The sequence below is a fragment of the Pseudomonas sp. LBUM1646 genome (assembly GCF_059716165.1).
In genome coordinates, this window is the sequence record NZ_CP166810.1 from 6,540,880 (window position 1) to 6,555,042 (window position 14,163).

At 61.5% G+C, this 14,163-nt stretch carries 11 protein-coding genes; 4 read left to right on the forward strand and 7 right to left on the reverse strand.

The features are described from left to right. Nucleotides 1–133: 133 nt before the first annotated feature. Nucleotides 134–1,975 carry a dihydroxy-acid dehydratase gene (gene ilvD, locus ACA071_RS29870; protein ID WP_123404122.1) on the forward strand — a complete coding sequence of 614 codons (1,842 nt, stop codon included), beginning with the start codon at nt 134–136 and terminating at the stop codon, nt 1,973–1,975. A gap of 117 nt (nt 1,976–2,092) precedes the next feature. On the opposite strand, the gene ACA071_RS29875 is transcribed toward ilvD, so the two are convergent. After that, nucleotides 2,093–3,160, reverse strand: a complete 1,068-nt coding sequence (locus ACA071_RS29875) for an HAD family hydrolase (protein ID WP_497642304.1) — start codon at nt 3,158–3,160, stop codon at nt 2,093–2,095. A 251-nt stretch (nt 3,161–3,411) separates the two neighbouring features. Between ACA071_RS29875 and ACA071_RS29880 the strand changes: the two genes are divergently transcribed. After that, a complete protein-coding gene (locus tag ACA071_RS29880) occupies nt 3,412–4,803 on the forward strand; it encodes an L-cystine transporter (protein WP_497642305.1) in 1,392 nt (463 codons plus the stop codon). A gap of 152 nt (nt 4,804–4,955) precedes the next feature. Here the strand turns inward: ACA071_RS29880 and ACA071_RS29885 are convergent, their stop codons facing one another. Beyond that, entirely contained in the window at nt 4,956–5,468 is a 513-nt protein-coding gene (locus ACA071_RS29885) for a dihydrofolate reductase (protein ID WP_497642306.1), read from the reverse strand. 85 nt (nt 5,469–5,553) lie between these two features. Here ACA071_RS29885 and ACA071_RS29890 point away from each other — a divergent pair, with 85 nt between their 5' ends. Beyond that, nucleotides 5,554–6,924, forward strand: coding sequence for a DUF2868 domain-containing protein (locus ACA071_RS29890; protein WP_497642307.1), 1,371 nt, complete (start codon nt 5,554–5,556; stop codon nt 6,922–6,924). Further along, nucleotides 6,917–8,284, forward strand: a complete 1,368-nt coding sequence (locus tag ACA071_RS29895) for a GTPase/DUF3482 domain-containing protein (RefSeq protein ID WP_497642308.1) — start codon at nt 6,917–6,919, stop codon at nt 8,282–8,284. The genes ACA071_RS29890 and ACA071_RS29895 overlap by 8 nt, the downstream gene beginning before the upstream one ends. A 99-nt stretch (nt 8,285–8,383) precedes the next feature. Here the strand turns inward: ACA071_RS29895 and ACA071_RS29900 are convergent, their stop codons facing one another. The 5 genes from ACA071_RS29900 to ACA071_RS29920 all read right to left on the reverse strand — a co-directional run bounded on the left by ACA071_RS29900 (nt 8,384) and on the right by ACA071_RS29920 (nt 14,076). Next, entirely contained in the window at nt 8,384–8,941 is a 558-nt protein-coding gene (locus tag ACA071_RS29900) for a phosphonate degradation HD-domain oxygenase (protein WP_497642309.1), read from the reverse strand. Continuing rightward, the gene (locus tag ACA071_RS29905) at nt 8,941–10,074 is read right to left on the reverse strand and encodes a TIGR03364 family FAD-dependent oxidoreductase (RefSeq protein WP_497642310.1); all 1,134 of its coding nucleotides are present in this window, start codon (nt 10,072–10,074) and stop codon (nt 8,941–8,943) included. Before ACA071_RS29905 ends, ACA071_RS29900 begins: the two co-directional genes overlap by 1 nt. A gap of 134 nt (nt 10,075–10,208) precedes the next feature. Continuing rightward, nucleotides 10,209–11,234, reverse strand: a complete 1,026-nt coding sequence (locus ACA071_RS29910; RefSeq protein ID WP_497642311.1) for a putative 2-aminoethylphosphonate ABC transporter substrate-binding protein — start codon at nt 11,232–11,234, stop codon at nt 10,209–10,211. Nucleotides 11,235–11,275: 41 nt separating this feature from the next. Beyond that, nucleotides 11,276–13,000, reverse strand: coding sequence for a putative 2-aminoethylphosphonate ABC transporter permease subunit (locus ACA071_RS29915; protein ID WP_497642312.1), 1,725 nt, complete (start codon nt 12,998–13,000; stop codon nt 11,276–11,278). After that, on the reverse strand, nt 13,000–14,076 hold the full coding sequence (locus tag ACA071_RS29920; protein ID WP_497642313.1) for a putative 2-aminoethylphosphonate ABC transporter ATP-binding protein: 1,077 nt from the start codon (nt 14,074–14,076) through the stop codon (nt 13,000–13,002). Before ACA071_RS29920 ends, ACA071_RS29915 begins: the two co-directional genes overlap by 1 nt. Between the last annotated feature and the right edge of the window lie 87 nt (nt 14,077–14,163).

Here is a 14,163-nt window from a genome sequence, read left to right on the forward strand (position 1 = left end):
AGCTCAGGCTGAGGCAAGCGGCGATCCCGCAAAGTCATCGGCAACTTCCGGACACACGGCCATTTCTGAGTGTTCCTGACGTCAATAGAAGCTCACTCCCCTTTGATACCTGATTAGCCGCCCGGAGTGCTCCATGCCTGATTACCGCTCGAAAACATCCACCCACGGCCGCAACATGGCCGGTGCCCGCGCACTGTGGCGCGCCACGGGGATGAAAGATGACGACTTCAAGAAGCCGATCATCGCCATTGCCAACTCCTTCACCCAGTTCGTACCGGGTCACGTCCACCTCAAGGACCTCGGCCAACTGGTCGCCCGCGAAATCGAACGGGCCGGTGGCGTCGCGAAAGAATTCAACACCATCGCCGTGGATGACGGCATCGCCATGGGCCACGACGGCATGCTCTATTCGCTGCCGAGCCGCGAGATCATCGCCGACTCCGTCGAATACATGGTCAACGCCCACTGCGCCGACGCCATCGTCTGCATTTCCAACTGCGACAAGATCACCCCTGGCATGCTGATGGCCGCCCTGCGCCTGAACATCCCGGTGATCTTCGTTTCCGGCGGCCCGATGGAAGCCGGCAAGACCAAACTGGCCAGCCACGGCCTCGACCTGGTCGATGCCATGGTCATCGCCGCCGACTCCAGCGCTTCTGACGAGAAAGTCGCTGAGTACGAGCGCAGCGCCTGCCCGACCTGCGGTTCGTGCTCCGGCATGTTCACCGCCAACTCGATGAACTGCCTGGTCGAAGCCTTGGGCCTGGCCTTGCCGGGCAACGGTTCGACCCTGGCTACTCACAGCGACCGCGAACAACTGTTCCTGCAGGCCGGCCGCACCATTGTCGACCTGTGCAAGCGTTACTACGGCGACAACGATGAGTCGGTATTGCCGCGCAACATCGCTAACTTCAAGGCGTTTGAAAACGCCATGACCCTGGACATCGCCATGGGCGGTTCCACCAACACCATCCTGCACTTGCTGGCCGCGGCCCAGGAAGCCGAGATCGACTTCGACCTGAAGGACATCGACCGCCTCTCCCGCCACGTGCCGCAACTGTGCAAAGTCGCGCCGAACATCCAGAAGTACCACATGGAAGACGTGCACCGCGCCGGCGGGATCTTCAGCATCCTCGGCTCGCTGGCCCGTGGCGGCCTGCTGCACACCGAACTGCCGACCGTGCACAGCAAGAGCATGGCCGAAGGTATCGCCAAGTGGGACATCACCCAGACCACCGACGAAGCGGTGCATCACTTCTTCAAGGCCGGTCCTGCGGGCATCCCGACGCAAACCGCATTCAGCCAGTCGACCCGTTGGGAAACCCTGGACGACGACCGTGAAAACGGCTGTATCCGCAGTGTCGAGCACGCTTATTCGCAAGAAGGTGGTCTCGCCGTTCTGTACGGCAACATCGCCCTCGATGGTTGCGTGGTGAAAACCGCTGGCGTCGACGAGTCGATCCACGTCTTCGAAGGCAACGCGAAGATCTTCGAAAGCCAGGACAGCGCCGTACGCGGCATCCTCGCGGATGAAGTGAAGGCTGGCGACATCGTGATCATTCGTTACGAAGGCCCGAAAGGCGGCCCGGGCATGCAGGAAATGCTCTACCCGACGTCGTACCTGAAATCCAAAGGCCTGGGCAAAGCCTGCGCCCTGCTCACCGACGGCCGTTTCTCCGGCGGCACCTCGGGCTTGTCCATCGGTCACGCTTCGCCAGAAGCCGCTGCCGGCGGCGCGATTGGTCTGGTGCAGGATGGCGACAAGGTATTGATCGACATTCCGAACCGCTCGATCAACCTGTTGGTCAGCGATGAAGAACTGGCCGCGCGCCGGGTCGAGCAAGATCAGAAAGGCTGGAAACCGGTGGAAAAACGTCCACGTAAGGTGACCACCGCGTTGAAAGCCTACGCCCTGCTGGCCACCAGTGCCGACAAGGGTGCTGTGCGTAACAAGGCGATGCTCGACGGGCTGTAAGTCTTAATCGCCGCCAAGCCCCGCCAAGTGCGGGGCTGATCGTTCCCACGCTCCCGCGTGGGAATGTCTCAAGGGCTGCATTCCCACGCAGAGCGTGGGAACGATCAGATGATGGGATTACTGAATCTCTTCCGGCTTCACGATCACCCAATTCTTGTCCGCCGTTACCGGCAAACCTTCCTTGGCCTGGGCCGCTGCGTGCTTGGCCATCATGCCGTTAATCTGGGTCATGTATTTGTCTTTGCGGTTGACCCACAAGTGAATGCCGCCCTTGGCCACGTCAACACTGTGGAACAGCATATAGCCGTCGCTGCTCGGGGTGTCGCCGCCCACCAGTACCGGTTTTTTCCACTCATCGATGTAGGTCAGGATCGCCGCTTGCTTGCCGGCCATCCAGGTGGCCGGGGTCCACAGGTAAGGCGTCAGCTCCAGGCCGAGGTTGGCCTTCTCGTCATACTTGCCGGCGGTGATCTGCTTGCGCGCGGTGGTCAGTTCGCCGGTCTTGCGGTCCTTGAGCAGCGTGGTCACGCCGATCACGTTCTGCGGTTTGACGTTGTAGCCGTACTTCGGATCGGCCGCCACCATGCGCACCAGCTCTTCGGAGGCGGCGGTCATCACGTAGACCTCGATGCCATTCTCCATCAGCTTGTTGTACAGCTCGGCCTGGCCGGTGAAGACTTTCGGCGGCTGGACGTCGATGGTCTTGACCACATCGCCGTCGTAATAGGTACTCGGCACTGGTTTGCCGGACGCCATCAGCTCATCGACATAGCCCTTGAGTTCTTGAAGGGTGAAGCCGGAGAACACCTGCGCGACCCATGGATAGCAAACCATGTCGTCGATTTCGCAGAGGCGATAGTAATAGCTGAACAGGCTTTCCTTGTGGTCGGCGGTGTCCTTGAACGGAATCAGTTTCAGAGAGGGGTCGAGGGTCTCGCGGGTGATCAGACCCTTGTTTTCCATGAACGGCAGCAACGACTCTTCGAGGTCGTAGCGGTAACTGGTGTTGTCCATGTCGAACACCGCGAAGTTACCTTTGTTGGCATTGGCCGCGATCATCGCGTCCAGCGCCTTGGCCTGATCGGCTGGCCAATGCTTCAAATCCGTGGCAAATACCTGGCCGGCGAGGCTCAGGCCCAATCCTAAACTCAGTGCGACAGCCAGCATTTTCGGTGCGAATTTCATCTGCATGCTTCCTTGTAGAGAGACCCAGATTCAAAGACATCGACGCTAACAAAAAACTGTGACAGTTCCCGCCTGCCCGCGACCGCTTGCATCCTGATTCCGTCAGGCGCATTCCCCACAGCGGCACCCGCTTATTCCAAAAACGACAGTCCACCTCTGTTTTTGGTATTAATTCATTAGATATCAAGCTGTTAGGCTTGCCGGTTCGCAGTCACACACGAAGGTGGCTGGCACAAGTCTATGGAGTCTTTATGAATCTGCCGCTGATTCTCAATCTGCTGGTATTCCTCGCCCTGCTCTTTGGCTTGGCACAAACCCGTCACACCACCTGGAGTCTAGCCAAGAAGGTCCTGCTCGCACTGGTGCTGGGCGTGGTCTTCGGTGTGGCGTTGCACGCTATTTACGGTGCCGGCAATCCGGTGCTGAAAGCTTCGATCGGCTGGTTCGATCTGGTCGGCAACGGTTACGTGCAGTTGCTGCAAATGATCGTGATCCCGTTGGTGTTTGCCTCGATCCTCAGCGCCGTGGCCCGCCTGCACAACGCTTCGTCCCTGGGCAAGATCAGTTTCCTGACCATCGGCACGCTGCTGTTCACCACCGCCATCGCGGCGCTGATCGGTATCGGCCTGACCAATCTGTTCGGCCTGACCGCCGAAGGTTTGGTCGCCGGCACCCAGGAAATGGCCCGACTGCAAACCATCCAGACCGACTACGCGGGCAAGGTTGCGGACCTGAATGTGCCGCAGTTGCTGCTGTCGTTTATCCCGCAGAACCCGTTCGCCGACCTGGCCCGGGCCAAGCCGACCTCGATCATCAGCGTGGTGATCTTCGCCGCGTTCCTCGGGGTCGCGGCGCTGCAACTGCTGAAAGATGACGTCGAAAAAGGTCAGAAAGTGATCAACGCCATCGACACCCTACAAGCCTGGGTGATGCGTCTGGTGCGCCTGGTGATGAAGCTGACCCCGTACGGTGTGTTGGCACTGATGACCAAAGTGGTCGCCGGCTCCAACCTGCAGGACATCATCAAACTCGGCAGTTTTGTGGTGGTGTCCTACATCGGCCTGGGCCTGATGTTTGTGGTCCACGGTCTGCTGGTGTCGGCGGCCGGGATCAACCCGCTGCGCTTCTTCCGCAAGATCTGGCCGGTGCTGACCTTCGCGTTCACCAGCCGCTCCAGCGCCGCGAGCATTCCGCTGAGCATTGAAGCGCAGACCCGTCGTCTGGGCATCCCGCAGTCCATCGCCAGTTTCGCCGCTTCGTTCGGCGCAACCATCGGCCAGAACGGCTGTGCCGGTCTGTACCCGGCGATGTTGGCGGTGATGGTCGCCCCGACCGTGGGCATCAACCCGCTCGATCCGCTGTGGATCGCGACGTTGGTAGCGATTGTGACCCTGAGTTCGGCCGGTGTGGCCGGCGTGGGTGGCGGCGCGACGTTTGCCGCGTTGATCGTGCTGCCGGCGATGGGCTTGCCAGTGTCACTGGTGGCGTTGCTGATTTCGGTTGAGCCGCTGATCGACATGGGCCGCACGGCGTTAAACGTCAGTGGGTCGATTACGGCCGGGGCGATTACCAGCCAGATGATGCAGCAGACGGATAAAGAGCTGCTGGATGCGGATGAGCATGCTGAGTTGGCGCAGGCTTAACCCGACCGATCGCTCCCACGCTCGACACCAACGTCCACTTGTTGATCGTTCCCACGCTCCGCGTGGGAATGCAGCCCGTGACGCTCCGCGTCACTGGACGCGGAGCGTCCCTAGAGGCATTCCCACGCAGAGCGTGGGAACGATCTAACGATCTATACGCGCTCCCACACCTCAAAGTTGTACGCCGGCTTATCCCCTTCCGCCGCATTCGGCACATTCGACACCAGTTTCCACTGGTTCAAATCAAACTCGGGAAACCACGCATCCCCTTCCGGGCTCAACGCCACGCGCGTCAGGTATAGCCGATCGGCTTGCGCCAACCCTTGCGCATACAACTGCGCCCCGCCAATCAGCATCAGCTCATCGACGCCCTGCGCTTTCGCCCACTCTTCGGCGCGAACGACGGCAGCTTCCAAAGATGGATAAACCTCCGCGCCTTCCAACAGCAGATCCGCCTGACGGCTGACCACGATGTTCAAGCGTCCCGGCAGTGGGCGACCGAGGGAATCCCAGGTCTTGCGACCCATGATGATTGGCTTGCCCAGAGTGGTTGCCTTGAAGTATTTGAAGTCCCCCGGCAAGTGCCAGGGCATGCTGTTGTCGACACCGATCACACGGTTTTCACCGAGGGCTGCGATCAGGCTAAGGGGGAGTGATTTAGTCATGCCGGCGAGGATACCAGAGCCTCCCTTTTCCCGATAAGCGCCACAGCGGTTATGCTCACCGTTCATCTAAGCGACGGGATGCCGCGTGACTGAACTGAATAACCTCTGGCTGACGGAAACCATTCGCCTGCGCGAAGAACACGCCGGCCCTCTAGACGATCTGGAAGCCAATCGACTGGCCCGCACGGCGGGCGGTGATCTGCCCACCCGCATTCAACGCCGCGCCCTGTGGCTGGCCGAACGCGATGGACTGACCAGCGCTCTCAAGCACTGGCTGCAAGGTGCGCGACTGGCGCTGTTGTTGATGGTCGTGCTGGCCGCCGTCAGCGGCGCCGGCCTGGCATTCTCGGCGTTGGGCAACGGCACACAGCCGGTCAATGTGTTCTGGGCGTTGGGCACGCTACTGGGCCTGAACCTGATCCTGATGCTCAGTTGGGCGATGGGCCTGGTGTTCGCCGGCGAACAGGGAGCCGCCCTTGGTCGCCTGTGGCTGTGGCTCAGCGAAAAATTCGCGCGCGATACCAAAGCCGCGCAACTGCCGCCCGCCCTGCTGCTATTGCTGCAACGCCAAAAACTCAATCGCTGGGCCATTGGAGCGCTGGTCAATGGCCTGTGGCTGTTGATCATGCTCAGCGCCCTGACCTTGCTGGTGCTGATGATGGCGACCCGGCGCTATGACTTCATCTGGGAAAGCACGCTGTTTGGCGCCGACTTTTTTGCCGCTCTCACCGACGCCTTGGCGGCCGTGCCCCATGCACTGGGCTGGAGCGCACCGAGGGTGGACATGATTCGCGTGACCCTGGACACCGATTACAACCGGGAACTGGTCCGTCAGAGCTGGGCCATCTGGCTGGTGGGTGCCGTGCTGATTTACGGCGTATTGCCGCGGCTGTTTCTGACGCTGTTCTGCCGCTGGCGCTGGAAACGCGGCCGTGCGGCCCTGCGCCTGGACCTGAACCTGCCCGGTTATGCGCAATTGCGTGAGCGCTTGATGCCCAGCAGCGAACGGCTGGGCATCAGCGATGCTGCTCCGGATCAGCTTCACCGGGTCGAAAGCGGCGTCAGTCAATTGCACAGCGATGGCGCGCTGCTGGTGGCCATTGAACTGGACGACCAACGCCCGTGGCCGCCGCAGTTACCAAAGTCCGTGAGCGATGCCGGCATCCTCGATAGCCGCGAATCCCGTAACAAACTCCTCGAACAGTTGAGCCGTTTTCCTCCCGCACGCTTGGCGATTGCCTGCGATCCACGCCGCTCGCCGGATCGCGGCAGTCTGGCGTTAATCGCCGAACTGGCGCGCAACGCCAGCGCCACCCGCATCTGGCTGCTGCAAGCGCCGACCGGCGAAGCATTGGATGCCGAGCGTTTGGGTGACTGGCACACCGCGCTGCAACAACTCGAACTACCCTTCGCCGATTGCGCGCCGTTGAATTGGCTGGAGACCGGTCATGACTAAGCCTTTGAAACTCGCGGTCGTCGGCCACACCAACGTCGGCAAGACGTCGCTGCTGCGCACCCTGACCCGGGACGTCGGTTTCGGTGAGGTGTCCCATCGGCCCAGCACCACTCGCCATGTCGAAGGTGCGCGCCTGTCGGTGGACGGCGAGCCGTTGCTCGACCTCTACGACACACCAGGCCTGGAAGACGCCATCGCCCTGCTCGACTACCTCGAACGCCTGGAACGCCCCGGCGAACGCCTCGACGGCCCGGCACGACTGGCGCGATTCCTTGAGGGCAGTGAAGCCCGGCAACGTTTCGAACAGGAAGCCAAAGTCTTACGGCAATTGCTGGCCTCGGACGCCGGCCTCTATGTGATCGACGCCCGGGAGCCGGTGCTGGCCAAGTACCGCGACGAACTGGAAGTGTTGGCCAGTTGCGGCAAACCTCTGTTGCCGGTGCTGAATTTTGTCAGCAGCGCCCAACACCGCGAGCCGGATTGGCGTGAAGCCCTGGCGCGTCTCGGGCTGCATGCTTTGGTGCGCTTCGACAGCGTCGCCCCGCCGGAAGATGGCGAACGTCGACTCTATGAAAGCCTCGCGCTGCTACTGGAAAACGCCCGCCCACAACTGGATCGCCTGATCGCCGATCAACAGGCTCAACGCGTGGCTCGCCAGCAAAGCGCAGCGCGGTTGATTGCCGAATTATTGATCGATTGCGCCGCCTGCCGACGTAGCGTCAACAGCGAGGCGGAACAGGAACAACACGCGATCAGCGAACTGCGCAAAGCCGTGCGCCAACGGGAACAGCGTTGCGTCGAAGCCCTGCTCAAGCTCTACGCCTTCCGCCCTCAAGATGCCGCAGCCAGTGACTTGCCGCTGCTCGATGGCCGTTGGGGCGATGACTTGTTCAACCCTGAAACCCTCAAGCAACTGGGGGTGCGGGTGGGCGGTGGCATCGCAGCGGGTGCGGCGGCCGGTGCCGGCGTGGACCTGCTGGTCGGCGGCCTGACCCTCGGCGTGGCGGCACTGGCCGGGGCGATTGCTGGTGGTGCCCTGCAAACCGCGCGCAGTTATGGCAGCCGCTTGCTGGGCAAGATCAAGGGCCAGCGCGAACTGACCGTCGATGACAGCGTGCTGCGGTTGTTGGCCTTGCGTCAGCGGCAGCTGATACAAGCCCTGAACCAGCGCGGGCATGCGGCGATGGACAGCATCCAGGTGGCCATGCCCCAGGACAAGACCTGGCGCGAAGGCAAACTCCCCGAGGCGCTGAACAAGGCGCGGGCGCATCCTCAGTGGTCGTCGCTTAATCCGCATGCCAAGTTGAGCCAGGCGGATCGGCAGGAGCAGATCGAAGCGTTGGCCGAAAAAGTAGTCTGATCGTTCCCACGCTCCCGCGTGGGAATGCAGCCCGTGACGCTCCGCGTCACTGGACGCGGAGCGTCCCTTGAGGCAGTCCCACGCAGAGCGTGGGAACGATCATGCGAGCAGCAGCCGCAACGCCTTCTGCTTCAAAACATTCAGATCCAGCACCGGCACCCACATCTCCTTGGCCAACTCATCCCACTGACGCATCCGCAAACTGACGGCGCACAAAGGGTCCTTTTCAAAGGCTTCTGCCTCGTCCGCCGTCATCACCCCGCCCTGATACTCCAGCGTCCGGCGACTGGCTTCGCTCAAGCGTTCGTAGTACCCCGGCTCCTTGAGCGTCAGATAACGCTTAGCCTGCACGTGGTACTCCACCAGCCGCGCCATGCGCTCGCTGAAACCGGCGCGGCGCAAATAGTCCGCGCCCAGGCGCTCGTGGCTGACCACGCCAAAACCACCCATGTTCTCGGCACTCTCGGCGCAGATGTGCCCGATATCGTGAAAGAACGCCGCCAACACCACTTCATCGTCGAAGCCTTCGGCCATGGCCAGTTCGGCGGCCTGGGACATGTGCTCGATCTGCGACACCGGCTCGCCGATGTAGTCGCTGTCGCCAAAACGTTCGTACAGCGCGAACACCTCGGCGATCACTTGTTCATGACGGTCCATCAATCCTCCCCCAATAGACGGGCGACGTTACGCTCGGCCATCGCCGGCCCGACACTCATGCCGACGCCGGTATGCATCAGCGCCACGCTCACACCCGGTTGCGGACGCAGGAACGAGAACGGTCCCGGCCCTTTTGAACCATAGACGCCTTGCCAGCGCTCGATCACTTGTACCTTGCAGCCCAGGGTCTGTTCGGCCAATTCGATCATCCAGTCATCGATCTGCTCGGCGTTGAACGGTGACGGATCGCTGCCGTAATGGTGGGAATCGCCGATGATCAACTCGCCATAAGGCGTCGGGCTGATCAGCAGGTGGATGCCGTTGTCGTGCAAATGCGGTGTGTCGCGCAGAATCTGCGCTTGCACGGCGGCGGCTTCCGGCAAGTCGGAAAATGCGCCGTAATGCACGCAACTCAACCCGGTGAGCAGCGCATGTTGCAGGTCGAGATTGATCTGCGGCCGGGCGCGGAGCATTTGCAGGCGGCAGATTTGCGGGTTGAGTTCGGCAATCGGCTCGGCCAGCAGAGTCTGATAGTCGTGGCCAGAACAGACGATGATCTGTTGGGCACTGAAACTGCCGGCGGTGCTGTGCAAACGACCGGGCTCGATGTCGCGCACCAGGGTGGAGAAGTGAAACTCGACGTTCAACTCCCGACGCAGATAGTCGATCAGCGCCGGAATCGCTTCCCGGGAATACAGTTGCTGATCGTCCATACCGTGCAACGCGGCGCGGTGATGGCTGAACTGGCCGCCGTACAAATCCCGCAGGGCAGCACCGCGCAGCAGTTCGACGTTGTAGTTGTGCTCCACGGCGCGGCCGTTGCAAAAGGCTTGCAGCAGATGCTCTTCGGCTTCGGTGCGGGCGAACAGGTACGAACCGTTGCGCTTGAGTTGCAGGCCGGCCACGTCTGCCCAATGGCCCCAGATGTCGCGGCTGGCCCTGGCCAGTTCGAGCATCGGGCCGGGTGGTTGGCCAGTGATCAGGGCCTGGCCGAAGTTGCGGACCGAGGCGCCCAGGGGTGTTTCGCTGCGTTCGAAAACGGTGACTTTTAGACCGCGTTTGGCAGCGGCGTAGGCGTGGGACAGGCCGAGGATGCCGGCGCCTACGATTAGCATGTCGTTATGTTGTGTCATGGAGTTCCCCCAATGATCGTTCCCGCGCTCCGCGTGGGAATGCAGCCAAGGACGCTCCGCGTCCTCTGTGACGCAGAGCGTCACGGGATTCATTCCCACGCAGAGCGTGGGAACGATCGGTCGATCGGTGTCCGTTACTTGGCAACAACCTTCTCGGACTTGCCGTCATAGCGCTTGCGCCACTCGGTCAAAATCTCATCACGATTCTTCGAAGCCCAGGCAAAGTCGTTCTTGATCAAACGCTGCTCGTAATCCGCCGGCAATTCGGTCTGCGGCTTGGCAATACCAGGTTGCGCGAGGACCGCGAAGTTCTCTTTATAAAGCTCCATCGCCGCCGGGCTCGCGGAGAAGTCCGCCAGTTTTTTCGCCGCGTCTTCGTGTTGCGTACCCTTGATCACGGCGGTGGCTTCGATCTCCCAACCCAGGCCTTCTTTCGGCAGGATGATGTCCAGCGGCGCGCCCTGGCGCTTCAGCTGAACCGCTGGGTATTCAAAGGAAATACCAATCGGGAATTCACCGGAGGCCGCCAGTTTGCAAGGCTTGGAACCGGAGTGAACGTACTGGCCGATGTTCTGGTGCAGGCCGTCCATGTAGGCCCAACCCTGCTTCTCGCCGAAGGTTTGCAGCCAGGCGCTGACGTCGAGGAAACCGGTGCCGGACGACGCCGGGTTAGGCATGACGATCTTGCCCTTGTACTCAGGCTTGGTCAGGTCTTGCCAGCTCACGGGTTTGGTCAGGCCCTGCTTCTCGGCTTCGACGGTGTTGAAGCAAATGGTCGCGGCCCAGACGTCCATGCCGACCCAGGCTGGCGGATTGGCGGCGTCGCGATAATTGCCGCCGATCTTGCCCAGGTCCTTCGGCGCGTAGCTTTGCAGCATGCCTTGCTGGTCGAGGATCGCCAGGCTCGATGCGGCCAGGCCCCAGACTGCATCGGCTTGTGGGCGGGCTTTTTCGGCCAGCAGTTTGGCGGTGATGATTCCGGTGGAGTCACGCACCCACTTGATCTCGACGTCCGGGTTGGCCTTTTCGAAGGCGTCCTTGTAGGTCTTCAGTTGTTCGGCTTCGAGGGCGGTGTACACCGTCAACTCGGTTTTCGCCGCGAAGGCGTTCAGGCTGAAAGCGGTGAGGACAGCAGCGGCCAGGGCCAAAGGCTTGAACATGATCTTTTCCTGTTTTGAGTTGAGGTTTGCGGGATTTGAAATCAGTGGCCAGGCGCGGTCTGCCGCCAGGCCTGGGAGCGGCGCAACAAACCGCGCGAAGCCCAGGCCAGCAGCAGGGACACGCCCGCCGAGGTGAACAGAATCAAAGTGGACATTGCCGCTGCACCGCCGACATTGCCGGCGTCGTCCATGTTCAGCACCGCCACCGCCGCGAGGATGGTGTCAGGGCTGTAGAGGAAGATCGCCGCCGAAACGGTGGTCATGGCCGAGACGAACAGGTAGCGCACGATGTCCAGCAGCGCCGGCAGGCAGATCGGCACGGTGACCCGCAGGTAATGCCGATACAGCGGCGCCTTGAGCGACAGCGCGGCGGCTTCGAACTCGGCGTCGAGTTGGCGCAGCGCGGTGGTGGCGGTCATTTGCGCGGTGGTCAAATAGTGAGCAATGGTGCAGACCACGAGCAACGTCATGGTCCCGTACAGCACATGCAACGGGTTGCCGCTGAGGTTGAAGAAGAAAACGTAACCCAAACCGAGCACCAGCCCCGGCACCGCCATCGGCACGAAGCTGAGCATGCGCAAGGTCAGATTCAGTCCGCGCTGGCCCTTGGTTTTTTCCATCAGGTAAGCGCCGGTGAAAATCAGCACGCTACCGATCAACGCCGTGCACAACGCCATCTTCACGCTGTTGCCATAGGCCAGCCAACCGCCGCCCGCCGTGTCGTTGAACTGGTAATGGTTGAGCGACAGCGACAGGTTGTACGGCCAGAACTTCACCAGCGACGAGAACACCGCCATGCCGAATACCAGCAGCAACACCGCGCAGATCAGCAGCACGATGGCCAGGTAGCAACCGTCCCGCAGCTTCGACGGCGCCGGTTTGAACACTTGCGCGCGGCCGCTCATGGAATCGCCGTGACGTCGGCGCAACCAGGCATCGACCCCGAAACTGAACAGCGCCGGCAACAGCAGAACCATGCCGATCAACGCGCCGCGACCAAATTGTTGCTGGCCGACCACGGCTTTGTAGGCTTCCAGCGCCAGCACTTGATAGTCGCCGCCAACCACCACCGGCACGCCGAAATCGGTGATGGTCAACGTGAAGACGAGGCAGAACGCGGCGAACACAGCCTGACGGGTCGCCGGCCAAGTGATGCTGCGAAAGGCTTTGGCTGGACTGGCACCCATGCTCGAAGCCGCATCGAACAGTCGCGCATCCGCCAACGAAAGCGCCGACAGAAGAATCATCAAGGCGTGTGGGAAGGTGTAGATCACCTCGCCCAGAACAATGCCCCAGAAGCCGTAGATATTGTCCGAGAGCAAACCGCGCAACATGCCCTGGTTGCCGAACAGGTAAACCAATGCAATTCCCGGCAGCATCGACGGCGCCATCAGCGGCAACAACGACATGCCGCGCCAGATACCTTTACCCGGAATCAACGTGCGTTGCAGGGCGTAGGCAAACAGGTAGGCCAGCGGTACGACGATGGCCGCAACGCTGAGGGAAACTTTCAGGCTATTGCCGAGCAACCAATGGAAATTGGCGCTGGTGACCAACTCACGAGCTGCGACCAGACCACCGCCCTGCCCGGCCTCGGAGCTGAAGCCGCGCCAGAAGATCGCCAGCAACGGCATTAACACCGCGACGCCGAGCAACACCAGCAACAGCACTTTGCCGCCGACCACGAACACCCGGTCGCCGATCTCGGCACGGGAGGTCTGCCGAACCTGCTTGTGCGGTATCGGCAGCGCGAGGTTCGCGCTCATCAGGCAAACACCTGCAGGCTGCGTGGCGGCAAGGCAACCATGATTTGCTGCGCACCGAGGCGCGGCATGGCTTCCGGCGCCAGTTCCGCGAGTAAGGCGTGGCCCGGCAGTTGGTCGAGTTCAAAACTCATGCGGCAACGATTGCCGAGGAAGGTGATTTCGCGAACCTTGGCCGGGAACAGGTTTTCTTCATGCACCGGCGGGTTGACGTTGATCGCCTCCGGGCGGCAGAACAAACGGCCCGATGCGGTTTTCGCACTGCCTTCGGCCAGGCGCATGTTCAGCCCGCCGACCTGGGCATGGCTGTCGCTGTTGCGGCGGAACGGCAGCCAGTTGCCTTGGCCGACGAATTCCGCCACAAACGGCGTGGCCGGGCGGTCGTAGATGTCCTGCGGCGTGGCGTACTGCTCGACCTTACCGTTGTTCATCACGGCGATGCGGTCGGCCATCAGCATGGCTTCGTCCTGATTGTGGGTGACCATCAGCGTCGTGACGCCGAGGTTGCGTTGCAGTTGGCGCAGCTCGGTGCACAGATGCTCGCGAACCCGAGCATCGAGTGCCGACATTGGTTCGTCCAGCAGCAACAATGACGGCGCCGGAGCCAGAGCGCGGGCCAGTGCGACCCGTTGCTGCTGACCACCGGACAATTGGCCGGGGTACTTTTTCTCGCTGCCGAGCAGGCCGACCAGTTCCAGCATCTGACCGACGCGCTTGCGCACTTCATCGCGACCACTGCCGGCGAGGCCGTAGGCAATGTTCGCTTCGACGGTGAGATTGGGGAACAACGCGTAGGACTGGAACAGAATGCCGTAGTCCCGGGCTTGCGGCGCCAAGTGGGAAACGTCGCGATCACCGAGGTACAACTCGCCGCTGTCCTGCTTCTCCAGACCGGCGATGCAACGCAGCAAGGTGGTTTTGCCACAACCAGACGGGCCCAGCAGACACACCAGCTCACCAGCCGCCACGTCGAGAGACACGTTATCCAGCGCAGTGAAGGCGCCGAAGCGCTTCTGCACGCCGCGCACTTTCATCGGCGCGCCGGGGTTGGTCAGGGCAGTTGCGATCGAGTGGTTCATGGGCAGACCTCATCAAGCAGATGAGGCCCATCCTAGGTTTGTAATGCGTCCGTCATGTGGCAGTGAGGCAAAAATGGCTGATAGTGG

Excerpts from the sequence above, each read along its gene's own strand:
- ilvD (WP_123404122.1), top strand. The coding sequence starts at position 134 with ATGCCTGATTACCGCTCGAAAACATCCACCCACGGCCGCAACATGGCC.
- ACA071_RS29875 (WP_497642304.1), bottom strand. The coding sequence starts at position 3,160 with ATGAAATTCGCACCGAAAATGCTGGCTGTCGCACTGAGTTTAGGATTG.
- ACA071_RS29880 (WP_497642305.1), top strand. The coding sequence starts at position 3,412 with ATGAATCTGCCGCTGATTCTCAATCTGCTGGTATTCCTCGCCCTGCTC.
- ACA071_RS29885 (WP_497642306.1), bottom strand. The coding sequence starts at position 5,468 with ATGACTAAATCACTCCCCCTTAGCCTGATCGCAGCCCTCGGTGAAAAC.
- ACA071_RS29895 (WP_497642308.1), top strand. The coding sequence starts at position 6,917 with ATGACTAAGCCTTTGAAACTCGCGGTCGTCGGCCACACCAACGTCGGC.
- ACA071_RS29900 (WP_497642309.1), bottom strand. The coding sequence starts at position 8,941 with ATGGACCGTCATGAACAAGTGATCGCCGAGGTGTTCGCGCTGTACGAA.
- ACA071_RS29905 (WP_497642310.1), bottom strand. The coding sequence starts at position 10,074 with ATGACACAACATAACGACATGCTAATCGTAGGCGCCGGCATCCTCGGC.
- ACA071_RS29910 (WP_497642311.1), bottom strand. The coding sequence starts at position 11,234 with ATGTTCAAGCCTTTGGCCCTGGCCGCTGCTGTCCTCACCGCTTTCAGC.
- ACA071_RS29915 (WP_497642312.1), bottom strand. The coding sequence starts at position 13,000 with ATGAGCGCGAACCTCGCGCTGCCGATACCGCACAAGCAGGTTCGGCAG.
- ACA071_RS29920 (WP_497642313.1), bottom strand. The coding sequence starts at position 14,076 with ATGAACCACTCGATCGCAACTGCCCTGACCAACCCCGGCGCGCCGATG.